This is a genomic window from Mariluticola halotolerans (genome assembly GCF_021611515.1).
Lineage (GTDB): Bacteria > Pseudomonadota > Alphaproteobacteria > Rhizobiales > Devosiaceae > Mariluticola > Mariluticola halotolerans.
The window spans coordinates 158740-178307 of sequence record NZ_CP090960.1 but is presented as its reverse complement, the minus strand read 5'-3'; the positions used below and the strand labels follow the sequence as shown (position 1 = coordinate 178307).

The 19568-nt window shown below is 58.2% G+C and carries 14 protein-coding genes; 7 read left to right on the top strand and 7 right to left on the bottom strand.

Annotated elements, in window-relative coordinates; all coding sequences use genetic code 11:
• Positions 1 to 90 precede the first annotated feature (90 nt).
• Positions 91 to 540, top strand: a complete 450-nt coding sequence (locus L1P08_RS00905) for a host attachment protein (RefSeq protein WP_303618139.1) — start codon at positions 91 to 93, stop codon at positions 538 to 540.
• 141 nt (positions 541 to 681) lie between these two features.
• Positions 682 to 1542, top strand: a complete 861-nt coding sequence (locus L1P08_RS00900) for a LytTR family DNA-binding domain-containing protein (protein WP_303618138.1) — start codon at positions 682 to 684, stop codon at positions 1540 to 1542.
• Between the two features lie 27 nt (positions 1543 to 1569).
• On the opposite strand, the gene L1P08_RS00895 is transcribed toward L1P08_RS00900, so the two are convergent.
• Positions 1570 to 2412: an alpha/beta fold hydrolase gene (locus L1P08_RS00895; RefSeq protein ID WP_303618137.1), complete on the bottom strand. Its 843-nt coding sequence runs from the start codon at positions 2410 to 2412 to the stop codon at positions 1570 to 1572.
• 153 nt (positions 2413 to 2565) lie between these two features.
• Between L1P08_RS00895 and L1P08_RS00890 the strand changes: the two genes are divergently transcribed.
• A complete protein-coding gene (locus L1P08_RS00890; RefSeq protein WP_303618136.1) occupies positions 2566 to 3702 on the top strand; it encodes an NAD(P)-binding domain-containing protein in 1137 nt (378 codons plus the stop codon).
• 89 nt (positions 3703 to 3791) lie between these two features.
• On the opposite strand, the gene ettA is transcribed toward L1P08_RS00890, so the two are convergent.
• The 3 genes from ettA to L1P08_RS00875 form a co-directional block, all read right to left on the bottom strand.
• Positions 3792 to 5447, bottom strand: a complete 1656-nt coding sequence (gene ettA, locus L1P08_RS00885; protein WP_303618135.1) for an energy-dependent translational throttle protein EttA — start codon at positions 5445 to 5447, stop codon at positions 3792 to 3794.
• Positions 5448 to 5622: 175 nt separating this feature from the next.
• Positions 5623 to 8130 carry a methyl-accepting chemotaxis protein gene (locus tag L1P08_RS00880; protein WP_303618134.1) on the bottom strand — a complete coding sequence of 836 codons (2508 nt, stop codon included), beginning with the start codon at positions 8128 to 8130 and terminating at the stop codon, positions 5623 to 5625.
• A gap of 97 nt (positions 8131 to 8227) precedes the next feature.
• On the bottom strand, positions 8228 to 8785 hold the full coding sequence (locus L1P08_RS00875; protein WP_303618133.1) for an Lrp/AsnC family transcriptional regulator: 558 nt from the start codon (positions 8783 to 8785) through the stop codon (positions 8228 to 8230).
• 27 nt (positions 8786 to 8812) lie between these two features.
• Between L1P08_RS00875 and ald the strand changes: the two genes are divergently transcribed.
• Positions 8813 to 9928: an alanine dehydrogenase gene (gene ald / locus L1P08_RS00870; RefSeq protein WP_303618132.1), complete on the top strand. Its 1116-nt coding sequence runs from the start codon at positions 8813 to 8815 to the stop codon at positions 9926 to 9928.
• Positions 9929 to 10054: 126 nt separating this feature from the next.
• Here the strand turns inward: ald and L1P08_RS00865 are convergent, their stop codons facing one another.
• The 3 genes from L1P08_RS00865 to L1P08_RS00855 all read right to left on the bottom strand — a co-directional run bounded on the left by L1P08_RS00865 (position 10055) and on the right by L1P08_RS00855 (position 15124).
• Positions 10055 to 10483: a hypothetical protein gene (locus L1P08_RS00865; RefSeq protein ID WP_303618131.1), complete on the bottom strand. Its 429-nt coding sequence runs from the start codon at positions 10481 to 10483 to the stop codon at positions 10055 to 10057.
• A gap of 320 nt (positions 10484 to 10803) precedes the next feature.
• Positions 10804 to 11736, bottom strand: coding sequence for a response regulator transcription factor (locus L1P08_RS00860; protein WP_303619607.1), 933 nt, complete (start codon positions 11734 to 11736; stop codon positions 10804 to 10806).
• Complete coding sequence (locus tag L1P08_RS00855; RefSeq protein WP_303618130.1) at positions 11729 to 15124, bottom strand: hybrid sensor histidine kinase/response regulator; 3396 nt, start codon at positions 15122 to 15124, stop codon at positions 11729 to 11731. Before L1P08_RS00855 ends, L1P08_RS00860 begins: the two co-directional genes overlap by 8 nt.
• Before the next feature lie 292 nt (positions 15125 to 15416).
• Between L1P08_RS00855 and urtA the strand changes: the two genes are divergently transcribed.
• The 3 genes from urtA (at position 15417) to urtC (ending at position 19567) form a co-directional block, all read left to right on the top strand.
• Positions 15417 to 16661 (top strand): urea ABC transporter substrate-binding protein, encoded by a 1245-nt coding sequence (gene urtA, locus L1P08_RS00850; protein ID WP_303619606.1) that lies wholly within the window; start codon positions 15417 to 15419, stop codon positions 16659 to 16661.
• 99 nt (positions 16662 to 16760) lie between these two features.
• Positions 16761 to 18380 carry an urea ABC transporter permease subunit UrtB gene (gene urtB / locus L1P08_RS00845; protein WP_303619605.1) on the top strand — a complete coding sequence of 540 codons (1620 nt, stop codon included), beginning with the start codon at positions 16761 to 16763 and terminating at the stop codon, positions 18378 to 18380.
• Entirely contained in the window at positions 18377 to 19567 is a 1191-nt protein-coding gene (gene urtC / locus L1P08_RS00840; protein ID WP_303618129.1) for an urea ABC transporter permease subunit UrtC, read from the top strand. Before urtB ends, urtC begins: the two co-directional genes overlap by 4 nt.
• Position 19568: the final 1 nt, after the last annotated feature.

Below are 19568 nucleotides of genomic sequence, written 5' to 3'. Positions count from 1 at the left end.
CCGCGCTTGATCCCAATCAAGGTGCCATGTTTCCGGCACGTTAGGGTGTTACCCAGACCTTTCGCGAAACAGTTTGAACGGGAGCAGATAATGAAGCCGATTGTGACATGGATTCTCATCGCTGATGGTGCCCGCGCCCGGGTAGTTGAGCATACCGGACCCGGAAAGGGCCTTACAGAAGTGCCGGGCCTCAAGTTCTCCGACGAACGCATGCGTGCAGGCGAAATCATGGCCGACCGACCTGGACGCTCTTTCTCATCATCCGGGCACGGCCGTAGCGCCATGGAGCCGCAAACCGATCCCGTCGACAAGCGCGAGGCAGATTTTGTTGCAGGCGTTGCTGAAATCATCGCCGAGAATAATACCGCCAAGAAATTCGACAGGTTGATCATCGCCGCTGCGCCGCAAGCCCTGGGCGATTTGCGCAAGGCCATGACCCCCCAGATACAGGAGACGATCATCGCCGAAATCCCCAAAGACCTGACCCGTATTCCGAACAACGAACTGGGCAAACATTTCGAACAGGTACTGGCCGTTTAGGCGCGCCCATAAAAAAAGCCCTCACCAGAATGGTGAGGGCCAACTCAGTAATGTTTTCGATAAAAATGCGAGACGATGGCCCAATACTCCCAACCTGAAAGACTGAGACGCCAAAATCTCTAAACCGAAAATCCGCCATGCATGGATGGCAAACTTGACCTGCTGGCTAGCAATCTTTGCGAAAATACGAAACAATACCTACGCCAATACCGCAGCAAATTTCGCGAAAACCACGCCATGCATTTCACGATACGTGAAAAGACATATGCAATTTCACTTAGACACGTCGCTCTTGTCTTCGCGTTGATATTGATTCTAACGGCCACAGGGCCTTTCGGAACCTACTCAAGTTTCGATTTATGGAAACGTCTCGGCTACTGGGGCACAGCCGTAGCTACTGTTGGCGTTTGCGGCCACTTGATTGGCTGGTATTGCCACCATTCCCCGCGTTTTCGCGCTCTGCATCCGTTGTTGATATCACTCGTCAGCGCCGCTATTGCCACTGTCCCGGGCACCCTGATCATCTTTCAGATTGAAATGGTTTGGCGTCAAATTGACTATAGTCAGGTCGCCGTTCAGGAGGTGGCAACAGGGGTATTCGTAATCAACCTGATCGCGACCATCATACGATTCGGCACGTGGCGCCCCGAGTATCAGACCAGGAAGACCCCACCTAGCCTTACAGAACATGTTTTTTTCGAAAATCTCCCCAAAAATCTGCGCTCTGAACTGATCTCACTGACAATGCGTGATCACTACATCGAATGCGTTACGGGCAATGGCAGCAAACTGCTGCTAATGCGTTTCGTCGATGCAATGCGCCAATTGTCAGATTACCCTGGCCTTCAAATTCACCGCTCGCACTGGGTCGCAGCCAATACGATCGTTGGAATCAAGCGCGAGGGTTCACGCTATATGGCCACCCTTACCGACGGCCGCAAACTCCCCGTCAGCCGAACCCATCTTGATGCTGCTCGCAAGGCCATCATCAGCAAAAAATGAAACAGACAGGCGCGAACAAGGCGCCGATCAATCGTCTTCAGCCTCATCAGCGTCACCGCCAAACAACGCGTCCAGAAACTCCATCAACAATGGATCAAAACGATCTGGCCGCTCCAGATTTGGCAAATGCGCAACGCCCTCCAGCGCTGCTGCAAACACGTTCGGCATTTCCTCGGACAGATACTCGTGCCGCGCTTGGATATAGCCGAAATCAAGATCCCCGACGACGAGCAGCCCCGGGGCTGTGACCGCCTTCACCCGCTCATAAGCGGCCGGCCGCGCCTCTTCCTGTGTCAGTGCAGGTTTGGCCAGCGCATTGGCGTTCATTTTCAGAAACAACTGCCGCGCGTCCCCGCCAACCCGGCCGCTTGCGCTTTCCGGCCCGTCCAGCCAGGCATGGGCGTGCACCTTGTTGAGCATGTCGAGATCGCCGCGCTCATCCGCGTCTTCCTCCGCCATGATCAGCGGCATTTCACTTTCGAGAATTTCGTATGGCGCGCCGGTCACCGATGTACCGGCCAGCACCAGCCCCAAAACCCGCCCCGGATGCGCCAGGGCAAAATCGATCGCCAATCCGCCGCCCATGGAGGCGCCGACAAACACCGCCGCATAAACATCCATGGCATCCAGAATCTCTTCAAGATCTTCCAGATGACTGAACGGCACATCCTCGGCAACCGTATCGCCGAAACCACGCCGGTCATAGGCAATCGCGTGACACCCGGCATCGGCCACGAGCTCCATCTGCTTGTGCCACATGCGGTGGTCGCAAACGCCCGCATGCAAGAACACCACAGGCACGCCCTCACCCAGTTCCACGCCGGTCAGCGTGGCACCATCAAGTTCGATTTCGAATGTATCCAGTTCCATGCGACACCTCAGGCCCAAAATCCGAGCAATAGGATGGAACGGCGCGAGCGGCAATGCCCGGTTGTAAATTGTGTGCTGGATAACCACCTGCCGGACAGTAGATTATACGACCAGCCCTATCACCAACACCGCCAACTGCCCCCCGGAGATGTCATGCCCCAGCCCCTGCCCGCACCCGGCAAAACGTCAGCCCCCGTGCGGGTGGCCCTGAAAACAGACATCGTGGTGATTGGTGCAGGCCAGGCCGGGCTTTCCGCCGCCTATCACTTGCAACGGCAAGGCCTCAAACCGGGCAAGGACTTCCGCATTCTTGACCAGTCCCCGGAACCCGGCGGGGCATGGCAGTTCCGCTGGCCCTCTCTCACCCTCAGCACCGTCAACCGCATTCACGACCTACCGGGCATGGCCTTTAGCGATAGTCTTGAAACCGACGCGCCGCTCGTGCCCGCCCGCGAGGCTGTTCCAACTTATTTCGCCGCCTATGAACGCGCGTTTGGTCTCGCCGTTCTGCGCCCGGCCCGTGTCAGCGCGGTCGCGGACCGGGGCCAGCGGCTGCGGGTTGAAACCAGCCGGGGGGCATTTTCCACCCGCGGCCTCATCAATGCGACCGGCACCTGGGAGAAACCCTTTATTCCCGTTTATCCCGGCGCGGAAACGTTTCGTGGCAAGACACTGCACACAAAAGACTATCATTCAGCCAGCGACTTTGCTGGCCAGCATGTCGTGATCGTTGGCGGCGGCATCTCGGCCATCCAGTTGCTCGACGAAATATCCCGCGTCACCACCACGACCTGGGTCACGCGCCGCCCCCCGGCATTTCGCAGTGGCCCGTTCGATGAAGACTGGGGCCGCAAGGCGGTCGCCATAGTCGACGAACGGGTGCGAAAGGGGCTGGAACCCAATTCCGTCGTCTCGGTCACCGGCCTCCCCGTCACCCCCGCTATTGAAGCCATGCGCGCCCGGGGCGTCCTCGAACGGCAGGAAATGTTCGCCGAAATCACCGAAACCGGCGTCCGCTGGGCCGATGGCCGCGAACAACGAGCCGATGTCATCCTCTGGTGCACCGGGTTTCGCGGTGCCCTCGATCACCTCGCGCCTCTCAACCTGCGCGAACCCACCGGCGGCATCACCGTGACGGGGCGGCTGGCAACCCAGGTCGCCAAGGACCCGCGCATTCACCTCGTCGGCTACGGCCCCTCAGCCTCCACCATAGGCGCCAACCGCGCCGGTGCCGCTGCCGCGCGGGAATTGATGGACACGTTGGGACTGGGGGAGAATGTGGGGGTGTGAGACTTAGCCTCCCTGCCCGGCCAACAGCCAGACAACAAAAAACCCGCCATGATCCATGGCGGGTTTTGTTCAGATCGAAGGCGTTTCGCCTAGCGCGTCAGCGGTTTGTAGCTCACCCGTTTCGGGTTGACCGCGTCGGCACCCAGGCGCCGGATCTTGTCTTTTTCGTAGTCCTCAAAGTTCCCCTCGAACCATTCCACATGGCTATTGCCTTCAAAGGCGAGGATGTGGGTGGCCAGACGGTCGAGGAACATGCGGTCATGGCTGATGATCACGGCGCAACCGGCGAATTCTTCCAGCGCCTCTTCCAAAGCGGCCAGGGTTTCGGTGTCGAGATCATTGGTCGGCTCATCGAGCAGCAGCACATTGGCACCGGATTTCAGCATCTTGGCCAGATGGACGCGGTTACGCTGTCCGCCTGAGAGATTGCCAACCTTTTGCTGCTGGTCGCCGCCCTTGAAGTTGAAAGCCGAGGTATAGGCGCGGCTGTTCATTTCGCGCTTGCCCAGCATAAGGACTTCATTGCCCTCGGAAATTTCTTCCCAGACGGTCTTTGAGGCATCCAGCGCATCGCGGCTCTGGTCGACATAGCCAAGATGCACGCTGTCACCGACAGTGATCGACCCGGAATCAGGCTTTTCCTGCCCGGTGATCATCTTGAACAATGTGGTCTTGCCTGCGCCGTTCGGCCCGATAATGCCCACAATGCCGCCTGCGGGCAGCTTGAAGCTGAGATTATCGATCAGCAGCTTGTCGCCAAAGCTCTTGGAGAGACCTTCCACATCGATGACATTCTGCCCCAGCCGTTCGCCGGCGGGAATAATGATCTGCGCGCTGGAGGACATGGTGCGCGCTTCATTGATCTTGACCAGTTCGTCATAGGCCTTGATACGCGCCTTGGATTTGGTTTGGCGGGCCTGCGGGCTCATGCCCATCCATTCTTTTTCCCGCTCCAGCACTTTCAACCGGGATTCGTCCTCGCGCTGCTCCTGGGCATAACGCTTGGCTTTCTGGTCCAGATAGGCGGAATAATTGCCCTCATAGGGAATGCCACGGCCGCGATCCATTTCCAGAATCCAGCCGGTTACATTGTCGAGGAAATAGCGGTCATGGGTGATGATCAGCACCGCGCCGGGGAATTCGCGCAAATGCTTTTCCAGCCAGCCGGTGGTTTCCGCATCAAGATGGTTGGTCGGTTCGTCAAGCAGCAGCAGGTCGGGCTTGCTCAGCAAAAGCTGGCAAAGGGCCACGCGGCGCTTTTCACCGCCCGAAAGATTATCAACGGGCGAATCCGGCGCGGGGCAGCCAAGGGCCGCCATGGCCATGTCGACTTTGGAATCGAGATCCCAAAGATCATCGGCATCGATCTGGTCCTGAAGCTGGGAGGCTTCATCTGCCGTCTCGTCGGAATAGTTCATCATCAATTCGTTATAGCGATCGAGGATGGCCTGCTTTTCCTTGACCCCGAGCATCACATTGCCGCGCACGTCCAGCGAGGGGTCCAGCTGCGGCTCCTGCGCCAGATAGCCGATCTTGGCACCATCGGCAGCCCAGGCCTCGCCGGTGAATTCGGTCTCCAACCCGGCCATGACTTTCAGCAGTGTCGATTTACCGGCGCCGTTTGGGCCGAGCACGCCGATCTTGGCATCGGGATAGAAACTTAGATTGACGCCATCCAGAACCTTTTTGCCGCCATTATAGGCCTTGGAGAGGTTCTGCATGTGATAGATGAACTGGCGAGCCATGCGCGTAGGTTCCTCTTCAAAATTCGTGTGAAATCATTTTGCCCGTATGTAGGCGATGCGCGGCCAATGAGCAATCGGCCAAAAGCGGTTTCGCGACATTCCGCCCCGTCCGCGACAGCAAAAAGGGCACCTGCGGCACCCTTTTTTCAGTTTTAGCGATTTTCGCAGGTAAGGATCAGAATTCCGACCATTCCTGTTTCAACGCAGCACTACCCTTGCTGAGATAGCTTTTGGCGGCTTGCGCCATCTTGCTGCCCAGCCCCTTGGGTTCCGGCTGCGCGGGTGCATATGCCTCGGATTGACCACCACCCTCAAGCCGGAACACTTCCACGATCCGATCGAGTTCGGAGGCCTGCGCTTCCGTCTGCTCGATAGCGGCATTGGTTTCCTCAACGAGGGCCGCATTGTGCTGGGTCATCTCGTCCATCAGCCGGACTGCGGCATTGACCTCGTCAATCGAGGCCGCCTGCGCCTTGGAATCCTCAGCAATCCCTGCCATCAATGCGGAATTCTCCTGAATACCCGACAGCATCATCGCCAGCTTCTCGGCCGCTTCCGCCACAAGGGCCGAACCGCCCTTCACCTCGCCAGCGCTCTGCTCGATCAAGGCCTTCACCTCGGACGACGCATCCGCCGCCGATTGCGCCAGCCGCCGCACTTCCACGGCCACAACCGCAAAGCCCTTGCCCGCCTCACCGGCCCGCGCCGCCTCAACCGAGGCGTTCAGGGCCAAAAGATTGGTCTGGAAGGCAATGTCATCGATCATGCCGATAATGTTCGAGATCTTGGCGCTTGAAGAGGTAATCCGTTCCATCGCCTCATTGGCCCGGCCCATCACCTCGCCGCCCTGCTCAGCCGTCTGGCTGACAGATTGCGATTTGCTCGCCGCCTCATCAGCCTGCTGCGCATTCTGGCGCACCGTATTGGCCAATTGCTCCATCGCCGCCGAGGTCTCTTCAATCGTCGCCGCCTGTTTGGTGGTCCGCTCCGACAGGTCATTGGCCCCGGAAAGGATTTCCCCGGTCGCCGTTTTCAGCGCCCCCGAGGTATCGCGCAATTGCCCCACAATCTCGGTCAGCTTGTCCGCCACCGCATTGGTGTCATTCTTCAGCTTGGCAAACGCGCCTTCATAATCGCCCTTCACCCGCTGGGTCAGGTCGGTTTCCGCCAGCGCGCTGAGCACATAGCCGGTCTCGCCCACGCCGCGATCCACTGTCGCGACCAGGTTATTCACCGATCCGGCCAGATTATTGAGTTCCGCATCCGGGAATTCCGCATCGACCCGTTTTGAGAAATCACCGGCCACCGCCGCATCAACCACTTCGCCAAACGCCCGCTGCAATTCCTGCATCATCTGCGTGCGCTCAACCTGCCGCTGCTGCGAAGCCGCTTTCTCTTCCTCGGTCATTGAATTGACCCGGATACCGTTCTCCCGGAAAACTTCAACTGTGCGGGCCATTTCACCCAGCTCGTTGTTCTTCTCCATGCCGGGAATTTCAATGTCATACTCGCCATCAGCCAGTGTCCGCATGGTTTTGGTCAGTCGGGCAACCGGCACAGTGATGGTGCGCGCAAAGCCAATACCGATAAGGGACGACAAGGCAACGACAACAACGGTGCCCAGCACCATTCCGCCGCCCATCGCATTCACTGCAGCAAGGCTTTCACCGACAGACCGTTCGGCGACAATTGCCCATTTGGCCTGCAGGAATGAAACGGGATTGGCGACAGCAAAACTCTCGACGCCGGAATCGCCCGTTATTGTCGTGGAGCCCGGCACGCCCTCACTCGCTGCCTTCAAGATGACAGGACTATCAACGCTCTCGCTCAAGGCTGTAGCCGAGGCTGCCAAAGGTTTATTGCTCAGCACAATACCTTTTTCGTCGATAATATAGGTCTGGCCGGTTTCCCCAAGCCCCTCACGCCCGCCAACGATGGAATCAAAGAACCCAACGTCGAGACGGATCGCCGCATAGCCGGAAATGGCGCCTTCATCATCCACAATCGCCTTTGTTACAAAGACACCCGGCACATCGCCGTTGAGTGCATAGGCTTCAAACGCACTGACCACCGGCTCGCCGGGCGCAGCAGATACGGCTGCAACACTTTGGGCCAACCCGGTATTTTTCAATTCAGGCCCATTCACGTTAAGCAGGAAATCGGCAGACTTGCTGACGGAATAGATTACGTCGCCATCCGGAGTGATGACATAGACATCACCATAACCACCATTGCGCCAGACCGCGGCCAGCGACGCATGCATTTCCTGATGCCGGAAGGCATACATTGTTTTGCTGCCCTCGCCGAGCAGCGCTGCACGCTCTTCGGGGGTTGCGGGTGACTGGAAAAACTCGCGAATAGCCGGCAAGTCGGACGAAAGCTGCGTAAATACAATGCTCAGGTCTTTAAGGGCAGTGCGTGCGCTACCACTGGCAGCCACATTGTCGATGTCAGAAACAACACTGTGCAGACGCAAGTTCAGGACATCTTCGCGCGAATGCGCCAACAATCCCAGCTCTCGCTGGCTGGCATCTTCAAGCCCGGCCTTGGCGGACACGAAGCCGATAACGCCAACCGAGATAGAACCGAGCATAGCCAGGCCAATCAAGGCAACCGGCAAAAGAAATGAAATGCGGAATGCGCGTCCCGTGCGAACTTCCTTCACACCCGTATCAGTCGACATTGTAACCCCCAAGGTCTTTAATCCGGGGGAAATTTAGAGAGCGGCAGTTAATATTAGGATAATCACCCACCACTTAGAATTAGAATATACTAATAAATTAAACTGGTAGGCCTGTCCGTGCTTTAACCGTCCGAATGCTCATATTTGAATGCACCCGGGCGACCCCCGGCAAGCGGGCAATCAGCCGCCGGTGTATCCGTTCAAAATCATCATGATCCCGGCAGACAATCCGCAGGATATAATCAGATTGCCCAGCCATCAGATGACACTCAAGAATCTCCGGCACATCCTGCACGGCGGCCTCGAATGCATCCAGCGTGGGCTCACTTTGACTTGAGAGACTGACCTCGATGAAAAACATCATCGAAAATCCAAGCTTCTCGGCGTTCAATACCGCGCGATAACCACCAATCAACCCGCGCCCCTCCAGCGACTTCAGCCGCCGGTGGCAGGCAGAAGCAGAAAGCCCGGCCATGTCGCCAAGCTCTTGCACACTTTTCCGGCTATCGATCTGAAGCGCGCGAAGTATTTTGCGGTCGATGCTGTCTATCTGCATGATTATTGCGCAAATCCACCATGTTATCGATTTTGATGCCCACTTTGTTATGGGTTGCGCGCCATTTGCAATATAATCCCGCCCATTGCGGTTAATCATGGTGGGATAAACCACAGGAGGCTCAACATGCTTATCGGCGTACCAAAAGAAATCAAGAATCACGAATATCGTGTTGGCCTGACCCCGGAAAGCGCCGAAGAACTTGTAGCGGCCGGGCACAAAGTACTCATTGAAACCGGTGCTGGCGAAGGCATCGGCGCCGAGGATGATGCCTATAAGGCAATCGGCGCACAGATCGCTGCAACCCCCGCCGAGATTTTCGAACGTGCGGAGATGATCGTCAAGGTCAAGGAACCCCAGGCCGCTGAACGCGCCATGCTGCGCGAAGGGCAAATCCTGTTCACCTATCTGCACCTCGCACCCGATCCCGAGCAGACAAGGGATCTCATCGATTCCGGCGCGATCTGCATCGCTTATGAAACCGTCACCGACACTACAGGCGGCCTGCCGCTGCTCAAGCCGATGAGCCAGGTGGCCGGGCGCATGTCGGTGCAGGCCGGCGCCACCGCGCTTGAAAAGGCCCATGGCGGCCGCGGTGTCCTGTTGGGCGGCGTGCCCGGCGTGCAACCCGGCAAGGTTGTCATCATCGGTGGCGGGGTCGTTGGTTTCAATGCCGCGCAAATGGCCGTGGGCATGCATGCCGATGTCACTATTCTCGACCGGAATCCGCTCGCCCTTGAGCGGCTGGAAAACCACTTCGAGTCGAGCGCCAAAGTGCTCTATTCCACCAAGGCGGCACTTGCCGAACAGGTGGCTGCGGCCGATTTGGTGATCGGGGCGGTTCTGGTGCCCGGCGCAGCCGCACCCAAGCTCGTCTCCCGCGACATGCTGTCGACCATGAAACAGGGCGCCGTGCTTGTGGATGTCGCTATTGATCAGGGTGGTTGCTTTGAAACCTCCCATGCCACAACCCATGCCGAACCAACCTATGTCGTTGATGGTGTGGTCCATTACTGCGTGGCCAACATGCCCGGCGGCGTTGCCCGCACTTCCACCTACGCCCTCAACAATGTAACCCTGCCCCATGCCCTGCGCCTGGCCAATCTGGGTTGGCAGGAAGCGTTGAAGGCAGATCCGCATCTGCTCAACGGCCTCAATGTCTGCAAGGGACAGATTACCTGCAAACCGGTCGCCGAAGTTCAGGGGCATGCCTACGTGCCGGCGGCCACGGCTATCGCCTGAAGCACCAGATGATCGGCGATTAAGCCGAAGCCCGCCGCGTCAGGAACGTGGCGGGCTTTCTCAATTCAGACTTTCGAGGGTGCTGACCATCAAAAGGCCAGCACCTCTCACAATCATCCAATACGATTACTGTACGTAAACGTTGATGGAACCGCGCGAAGAACTCACGGCCAGCACGTCATCGGTGTTCAAACCATTCTGGGCAAACCAGGCCTGGGTGGCCGGGTCGCTGGCAATATTGGCGCGCAACTGGCTCACCGCATGACGTTTGGTGGAAGTGAGCGCATCATCGAGCTCGTTCAGCGTGTCGAGGTCATAGATATCATTGACGTTCACGACCTTCACTGGCACATTACCGGCAGTGATGGCTGCGGTATTGGCGCTTGAACCAAAACCGACGAGGCTAACCAGCTGACCGGCCGGAACTGCACTTACTTTTGCGATTGCTGTGCTTGTAGTCACGGGAGCCGTTGCAGCGGCAAAGACCGTGGTTGCAGGCACAGCGAGCGAAACGGCCAACAGAGCCACGCCCGAAATTTTTGCGAACTTGTTCATTTTCTTATTCCTGTATTCTCAAGGGAAGAACCGCCATCCTTTTCAAGGTTGACGGCCAACGCTGTTTCGCGCTGACAAGACACAAATAGGTACGGCTCCCCCCAGAGTTCAAGATGAAAATTCTAAATTTTTACAATACGTTACTTACCTTTTTGTAACCTAGGACACACTTGCGTGAACAGCGCGATTTTTCTCGCATCACCTATGGAAACGTGCGCACTTCAACCCTAAATACGCCACATTTTGCGCGGCCCAAAAACGGTCCGCGCACGCAAATCCGGCGGATTTCGCAAACCGGCAACCCTCATCTTGAGTGGCAGCTAACCATCCAGCGGCGAATGCAGCACATGCGTCGCCTTGATCGCTGCCGAGGCGCGGTTCTCCACCCCAAGCTTTGCATAGACCTGTTCGAGATGCTTGTTGACCGTCCGGGGGCTGAGGCCAAGGATTTCACCGATATCCCGATTGGATTTGCCACGCGCAATCCACAAGAGCACTTCGCTTTCCCGCAATGTCAGGCCGAAATGCTGGCGCAGGATTTCATCCGGGTTCTCCCCGCCCGACAGGACCAGCCGGAACAGATATTCATCGGGGCCGATGGCCCCAAGACAGACCAGTTGCAAACTGGCTGCATCGTCAGGATCGAGAGCAAAGCTCTCACCGGCAATGGCGCGGAGACCGGACTGCGCAGACATCCAGTCCGCGATCCGCGCTGACACTGCCGCAGCCACATCACCGGCCTCCCCCCTTGCATTGAGTAACCGCGTCGCTTGTGGCGTTGACCAGTGCACCACACCATTCTGTGCGGTTGCCATCAAATGACGGCCCGCTGCATCGAGTGCCACACGGGCACTCTGGGCCGAGCGGGCATTGGCCAAATGCACCCTTATCCGCGCGCTCAGTTCATCGATATTGATGGGCTTGGTCAGATAGTCGACCCCACCAGATTCAAGCGCGTGCACCACATGTTCGGTCTCAGTGAGCCCGGTCATGAAAATCACCGGCACATGCGCAACCCGCGCCATGCTTTTGAGACGGCGGCAGGTTTCAAACCCGTCCAGCCCCGGCATGACAGCATCCATGAGGATAATATCGGGCGTTACCTTGTCGGCCACACCCAACGCCGCCTCACCACTGCGGGCCACCAGAACAGTAACCCCCGACGCTTCCATCGCATTGGTCAAAAAACCCAAAGCCTCGGGGGAGTCGTCCACCACCAGCACAATGTCGCCCTCCGGCACCATGTCATTCATGGTCACCTATCCCCTCCAGAATTTCTGTGTAACCCGCGAAGTCATATGCCGCCACCCGCGCCCGCAGCATATCGACCAGCGGAAGGTTTTCAGACTGCAAGGCCAGTTCCGCCAGCTTGGCTTCAATGCCACGCACATGCCCAATCTGCCCCATCTGGAGCAGTTCCTTGATATGCTCGCTGCCGGGCGACACCGGGCTTTGTGCCGTGCTCTGCGTATCGGGATGCGGCGCGACGCCTCGATCCGCCTGCGGCTCCTCCACAATCCATTCCAGCGCCAGATGCCCTTCCAGCTTGTCGAGCAGCTGGCGCAAATTGAACGGTTTGGCGATCGCATCATTATGCCCGGCATCGCTGCTCGCCTTGCCGGTCCCATCCCCAATATTAGCCGAAAGCATGATGATCGGCGCCGCCTGCCCCATCGCGCGCAGGCGCTCCACCAGTTCCCAGCCATTCATCCCCGGCATCAGGATATCGATAAAGAAAAGATCCGGCTTGATCCCCTCGGTCAGCGTCAGACAATCGGGGGCATCAATGGCGGTCAAAACGGTAAAATCGAGCGGCTGCAGCATTTCGCGCATCATCTCGCGGTGGTCGGCATTGTCATCGACCACCATAATCGTCCGCCGTCGCCCCTTATAGGTCTTGATGCGCCGGTCGGGAGATCGTTGCGCTGCCGGCCGGTCCACCTTGGCCAGCATCAGCCGCACCGAGAAACAGGAGCCCTTGCCGGGATCGCTTTTCACCACAATCTCGCCGCCGAGGGTCTCAGTGAGCAGCTTGGTAATGGTCAAACCCAGCCCAAGCCCCGGCGACAGGCGATTGCGCTCTGCCTGCCCGCGCGCAAACGGTTCAAAGATATGTTCGATATCCTCAGGCGTAATGCCGTGGCCGCTGTCCGACACTTTGAACCGTGCCACCTGCGAGCGGTAATCCACCTCAAAGGCGACATGACCCTTGTCAGTAAACTTGATGGCGTTCGACAACAGATTGACCAGGATTTGCCGCAGCCGTTTCTCGTCAGTGCGCACATATTGCGGCAGATTGTTCGCCCGCCAATGGCGGAATTCCAGCCCCCGCGCCTCCGCCTGCAGGCGGAACATATCGACGATCTGGTCGAGGAAATCATGAATATTGATTTCATTGGAATAGACCTGCAGCCGCCCCGCCTCGATCTTGGAAATATCGAGCAAGCCGTCGATCAGCCCGGACAGATGTTCGGCACTGCGCCTGACGACGCTGATTGAGCCACGCCGGCCTTCGGGGATTTCCTCGTCGCGCTCGAGAATTTGCGCATAGCCCAAAACCGCATTGAGCGGGGTACGCAATTCATGGCTCAGCCCCACCACATAGCGGCTTTTGGCCTGATTGGCAGCCTCGGCGGTTTCCTTGGCCTTTTGCAGCGCGGCATCGGTCTTGCCGTGGGCGGCAATTTCCTTGAGCAGCAACGTGTTCTGGCGCGAGCTTTCCTCTTCGGCCACCAGCCGGCTGTCACCCGCCAGCACCAAAAACCAGGTGACAATGCCCGCCACCACCATAAAGACGAAGAACACCACCACAATGGTACCGCCAACCACATCGGCGGTTTGCGGTGCTGAGTGCACGGCAAAATAATAGATCAAGCCCAGGGTCGCCGCGATCAGGGCCATGGAAATACCCATGGCAATGCCATAGCGGCCCAACCGGGTTTGCAGTTTCTTGATAACGAAATCAGGCAGGATACTGGCGGCTACCGCGTGGGTTTGCGCCTTGAAGCTGGCATTGGGCTTGCACATGTCATGGCAACGCGCATCGAGCGAACAGCACAGCGAACAGATCGGTGCCGCATAGGCCGGGCACCAGGCCATATCCTCGGGTTCGAACGGGTGCTCGCAGATCGAACAGGTGATCGCCTTCTCGTTTTGCCACTGCTTGCGCGGCTTGCGCGCCAGATAATACTTGCCCTTGGTGCCCCAGGCGATCAGCGGTGAGGCAATGAAGGCAACCACAAGGGCAATATAAGGAGCCATTGCCGCCGCCATCTCGCCAAACACACCGAAATGCGCCACCAGCGCCACGCTGGCCGATAGCAGCATGGCCCCCAGCCCCACCGGGTTGATGTCGTAAAGATGCGCCCGCTTGAACTCGATGCCCGGCGGGGCCAGGCCCAGCGGCTTGTTGATGAACAGATCGGCCGAAATCGTGCAGAGCCAGGCCATGGCAACGATGGAGAAAATCGTCAGCGTTGCTTCCAGCAGCCGGTAAATCCCCAATTCCATCAGCAATAGCGCAATGGCCACATTGAACAACAGCCACACCACCCGGCCCGGATGGCTATGGGTCAGGCGCGAAAAGAAATTCGACCAGGCGAGTGACCCGGCATAGGCGTTCATCACATTGATCTTGAGCTGGCTGACCACGACGAACACCGCCATCAGGATCAGCGCGAGTGCCTCATTGGGAATGATATAGCCAAAGGCGATGGCATACATCTGCCCCGGCTCGGCCGCATGTTCGGGCGAGACCCCGGCGCTTAAGGCCAGAACCGCCAGAAACGAACCGGCCAGCAATTTCGGTGCCCCGACCACAACCCAGCCCGCCCCGGCGAGAAACACGCCGAACCGGTGCCGCTTTTTGGTCGCCTTGTCGTCGGCGGGCAAAAACCGCAGGAAATCCACCTGCTCACCAATCTGGGTCATCAATGCCAGAATGACCGCCGAGGCCGCCCCGAACTTGGCCACGTCAAAGGGCGAGATCGTGCCCGGTGGGCCGGAGATTTCATGAATGCCGGCAAACGCCCGCCACAGATCGAACTTCTCCCAGTCCATGAAGGCAATGAAAATGAAGGGCAGGATGTTGAGGACAATCCAGATGGGCTGGGTCAGCAGCTGGAACCGGCTGATCAGCCGCACCCCGTGCGTCACCAGCGGAATCACGGCCAGCGCACTGACGATATAGCCGATCCACAGGGGCAGGCCGAAAGCCAGCTCCAGCGCGCTCGACATGATCGAGGCTTCAATGGCAAAGAGGATAAAGGTGAAACTCGCATAGATCAGCGAGGTAATGGTCGAGCCGATATAGCCAAAGCTGGCGCCTCTGGTCAAAAGATCGATATCCACCCCGTGGCGCGTGGCATAGCGCGAAATCGGCAGCCCGACGAACAGGATGGCAATGCTGGCCACCACGATGGCGATCATCGCATTTGTGGTGCCATAGGAGAGCGTGATCGCCCCGCCGATCGCCTCCAGCGCCAGGAACGAAATCGCCCCGATCGCTGTTTGCGAAATCCGCTGGCTGGAGAATTGCCGCGCCCCCTTGGCGGTGAAGCGCAAGGCATAATCCTCAAGGGTCTGGTTGGCGACCCAACGATTATACTCGCGTCTGATTGGAATGATCCGTTGCCGCGCCATCGCCCTCAATGTCTATTTTTTAACCGATAAACGCCGGCTGCCCAAAAAACTACCAAGCGCCTGTTTAGCACGTAATGCGCTGAAGGCACGCTCTTTTTGGCGTTTTCCGACCCGCCGTCGCCCCCCGGTTACGTCGAACGACGTATAGGGACTTGTTAATAATCGTCCCAGTCTCCCATCCCGTAACCGGCGCCTCCCATGCGTTCAGGTCTCATGGAACATTCAGGGGAATAAACGAATGACAATGAAATTCGCACAACGTGCGACAATTGCTGCGGCTCTCGCAGGCACAATGAGCGTGTCGATGAGCCCGGCTATCGCACAGGACGACACCATCAAGGTCGGCATTCTGCACTCGCTCTCCGGCACGATGGCGATTTCTGAAACCACGCTCAAGGACACGATGCTCTATCTCATCGATGAGCAGAACAAAAACGGCGGCGTTCTTGGCAAGCAGCTCGAAGCCGTTGTGGTTGATCCCGCATCTGACTGGCCGCTCTTTGCTGAAAAGGCCCGCGAACTGATTTCGGTCAACAATGTCGCCGCCGTCTTCGGTTGCTGGACCTCAGTGTCCCGCAAATCCGTGCTGCCGGTGTTCAAGGAACTCAACAACATCCTGTTCTATCCCGTGCAGTACGAGGGTGAAGAGAGCGAGCGCAACGTATTCTATACCGGCGCCGCACCCAACCAGCAGGCCATTCCTGCGGTTGATTACCTGATGGAAAACGAAGGCGTTGAACGTTGGGTTCTGGCCGGCACCGATTATGTGTATCCGCGCACAACCAACAAGATCCTTGAAGCCTATCTGCTCGACCACGGTGTGGCCGCTGAAGACATCATGATCAACTACACGCCCTTCAGCCATTCCGATTGGCAGACCATTGTCTCCGACATCAAGGCTTTCGGTTCAGCTGGCAAGAAGACCGCTGTTGTCTCCACCATCAATGGCGATGCCAACGTGCCTTTCTACAAGGAACTGGGTAACCAGGGCATCTCCGCCCAGGACATTCCGGTTGTCGCCTTCTCCGTTGGTGAAGAAGAGCTGGCCGGTCTCGACACAGGCCCGCTCGTCGGCCATCTGGCTGCCTGGAACTACTTCCAGTCTGTTGATACACCCGAAAACGAAGCCTTCATTGCTGGCTGGAAAGAATTCATCGGCGATCCGGACCGCGTGACCAACGACCCGATGGAAGCCCACGTGGTTGGCTTCAACCTCTGGGTGCAGGCTGTCGAAAAAGCCGGCACGACCGAGACCGATGCCGTACTTGACGCCATCATCGGCCTCGAAACCCCGAACCTGACCGGGGGCGTCGCCAAGATGCTGCCGAACCACCACATCACCAAGCCAGTGCTGATCGGTGAAATCCAGGATGACGGCCAGTTCGAAGTTGTCTGGGAAACCGACGCTGAAGTACCTGGCGACGCATGGACCGACTTCCTGCCCGAATCCAAGGTTCTGGAAGCCGATTGGACCGCACCGATCTCCTGCGGCAACTACAACACCGAAACAGAAACCTGCGGCGGCGCGGGCTCCTAAGCCCCACTGCACAAGTTAGCCAATCCCGGCACAGGCGGTCTCCGCCTGTGCCCCTTCCGACCCCGCGATTTCGAAAGACAAGCTTGCACAATGGCCACCATGAATTCGATCGCAAGAATCCTCACCATCCTCATTTTCGGCCTCATGACCGTTTGCACCGCAAACGCCCAAACGGCCACAGCCGACATTGAAAGCCTTATAGCGGCACTGCCCGAAGGTAATTTCAATGATCGCGCCGCCGTTATCGAGCAGCTCGCAGCCACCGGCGAAACAGACCTCGTCAGCCTGTTTGAAGCGCTCAGCGACGGCGATCTTTACGTCGAAAAATCCAACGGCAACGTTGTTCGCGCCGTCCGCGAAGGCGATGGCTACGCCATCTCCGATCCCCGCACCGGTGCCGATCTGGGCACGACCGGGCGTCGCGACGTTGAAAAGATAAAGGTGAATAACGGTTTGCGCCGCACCATCAGCGCCGCCATCGGCCAGCTCACCTTGATGAGCACAGATCCCAAGATCCGCCGCACCGCCGCTGAAAGTATTCTGAAAACCGCAAATCCGGCCTCGCTGGAACTTCTCGATACAGCCCTAGCCGCCGAGCAGGATGCTGATATCAGCGCAATTCTGGAACAGGCCCGTGCCGTTATCGTGCTGGGCAATGATTTCTCCCTTGAAGAAAAGCAGGCCGCCGTCACCCTGCTGACGGCAAGAGGCGGCCGCGACGCCATGGCGGTTCTGACCACCGAACTGGCGACTGCGCCCGATGAACTCAAGCCCGTCATCGAAGCCGCCATTGCGGGCATAGAGCGCGATCTGGCCGCATGGGCCGCCGCGCAAAATGTCTGGTACGGCATTTCGCTGGGCTCGGTGCTGCTGCTTGCCGCCATCGGCCTTGCCATCACCTTCGGTGTCATGGGCGTCATCAACATGGCCCATGGCGAAATCGTCATGCTCGGGGCCTACACAACCTTTGCTGTGCAAGAGGTTATCCGCACCAGCTTTCCCGGCCTGTTTGACTATTCCCTCGCCATCGCGCTGCCCCTCGCCTTTCTGGTCACGGCCCTTGTCGGCATGGCGATCGAGCGTGGCGTCATCCGCTGGCTCTATGGCCGCCCGCTGGAAACCCTGCTGGCGACCTGGGGCATTTCCCTCATTTTGCAACAAGCCGTACGCACCATATTCGGCCCCAACAATCGCGAAGTCGGCAATCCCGGCTGGATGTCCGGCGCGGTAGAACTCGGTGGCATCTCCCTCACCTATTCCCGCCTCTGGATCGTGGTTTTCGCGCTCGTCGTCTTCGGCATCCTTCTCGCCGTACTCAACCGCACCCCGCTCGGGCTGCAAATGCGCGCCGTCACCCAGAACCGGCGCATGGCCTCTTCCATGGGCATCAGGACCCCTCGGGTCGATGCGCTGACCTTTGGCCTCGGTTCAGGCATTGCCGGCATCGCCGGTGTGGCCCTCAGCCAGATCGACAATGTCTCCCCCAACCTTGGGCAAAGCTACATTATCGACAGTTTCATGGTCGTGGTATTTGGCGGGGTCGGCAATCTTTGGGGCACGCTGGTCGGCGCGCTGACGCTTGGCATCGCCAACAAGTTTCTTGAACCCTATGCCGGGGCCGTGCTCGCCAAGATCCTGATCCTCGTTTTCATCATTCTCTTCATCCAGCGGCGGCCGCGTGGCCTGTTCGCCCTCAAGGGAAGGTCTGTAGACGCATGATTACCCAATGGATTTTTCGCGCGCTGGATAAAAAAGCCATCTGGGTTGTTGCAGCCCTTCTCGCTATCGCCGTTCTGGTGCCCGCCTCCAACCTGCTATTGCCCAATGGCCATGCCTTGCGGGTGCCCGATTATTTTGTCCCCCTGTTCGGCAAATACCTCACCTATGCCATGCTCGCTTTGGCGCTGGATCTGGTCTGGGGCTATTGCGGCATTCTCTCGCTAGGCCATGGTGCCTTCTTTGCCCTCGGCGGCTATGCCATGGGCATGTATCTGATGCGCCAGATCGGGGATCGCGGCGTTTATGCCGATCCCATCCTGCCCGATTTCATGGTCTTTCTGAATTACAAAGAGCTGCCCTGGTTCTGGCACGGCTTTGACATGTTCTGGTTTGCCTGCATCATGGTGGTTGTGGTCCCGGCGGTCCTCGCCTTCGTCTTCGGCTGGCTCGCCTTCCGCTCCCGTGTGACCGGCGTTTATCTCTCCATCATCACCCAGGCGATGACCTATGCCCTCCTGCTCGCCTTTTTCCGCAACGACATGGGCTTTGGCGGCAATAATGGTTTGACCGATTTCAAGGACATCCTCGGCTTCAACATCCAGTCCGGGGGCACCCGCGCGGCCCTGTTCGCCGCCTCGGCCATCGCGCTGGCGCTGGCCTTTCTGGTCTGCTCGGCGATCGTCCGTTCCAAGCTCGGCAAGGTCATGGTCGCCATTCGCGATGCGGAAAGCCGCACCCGTTTTCTCGGCTATCGCGTCGACAACATGAAACTGTTCGCCTTCATCGTTTCCGCCATTATCGCGGGCATTGCCGGAGCGCTTTATGTGCCGCAGGTCGGCATTATCAATCCCGGCGAATTCGCCCCCGCCAATTCCATCGAAATCGTCATCTGGACCGCTGTTGGCGGGCGCGGCACCCTGATCGGCCCGATTATCGGGGCCATTCTCGTCAATGCCGGCAAATCGTGGTTCACCGGCATATTGCCCGAATACTGGTTGTTTGCCCTCGGGGGCCTCTTCGTCTTTGTCACCATTTTCCTGCCCAAGGGCATTGTCGGCACATTCAATTCCGGCTGGAATGCCGTCCGCACCCGGCGCATGTCGGCGCGGATAGAGGCAGGCAGCGACGAAGACCCCAAGGCAAATCAGGCCGATACTGACGCCCTCAAACCCAACCCGGTGGCATAAA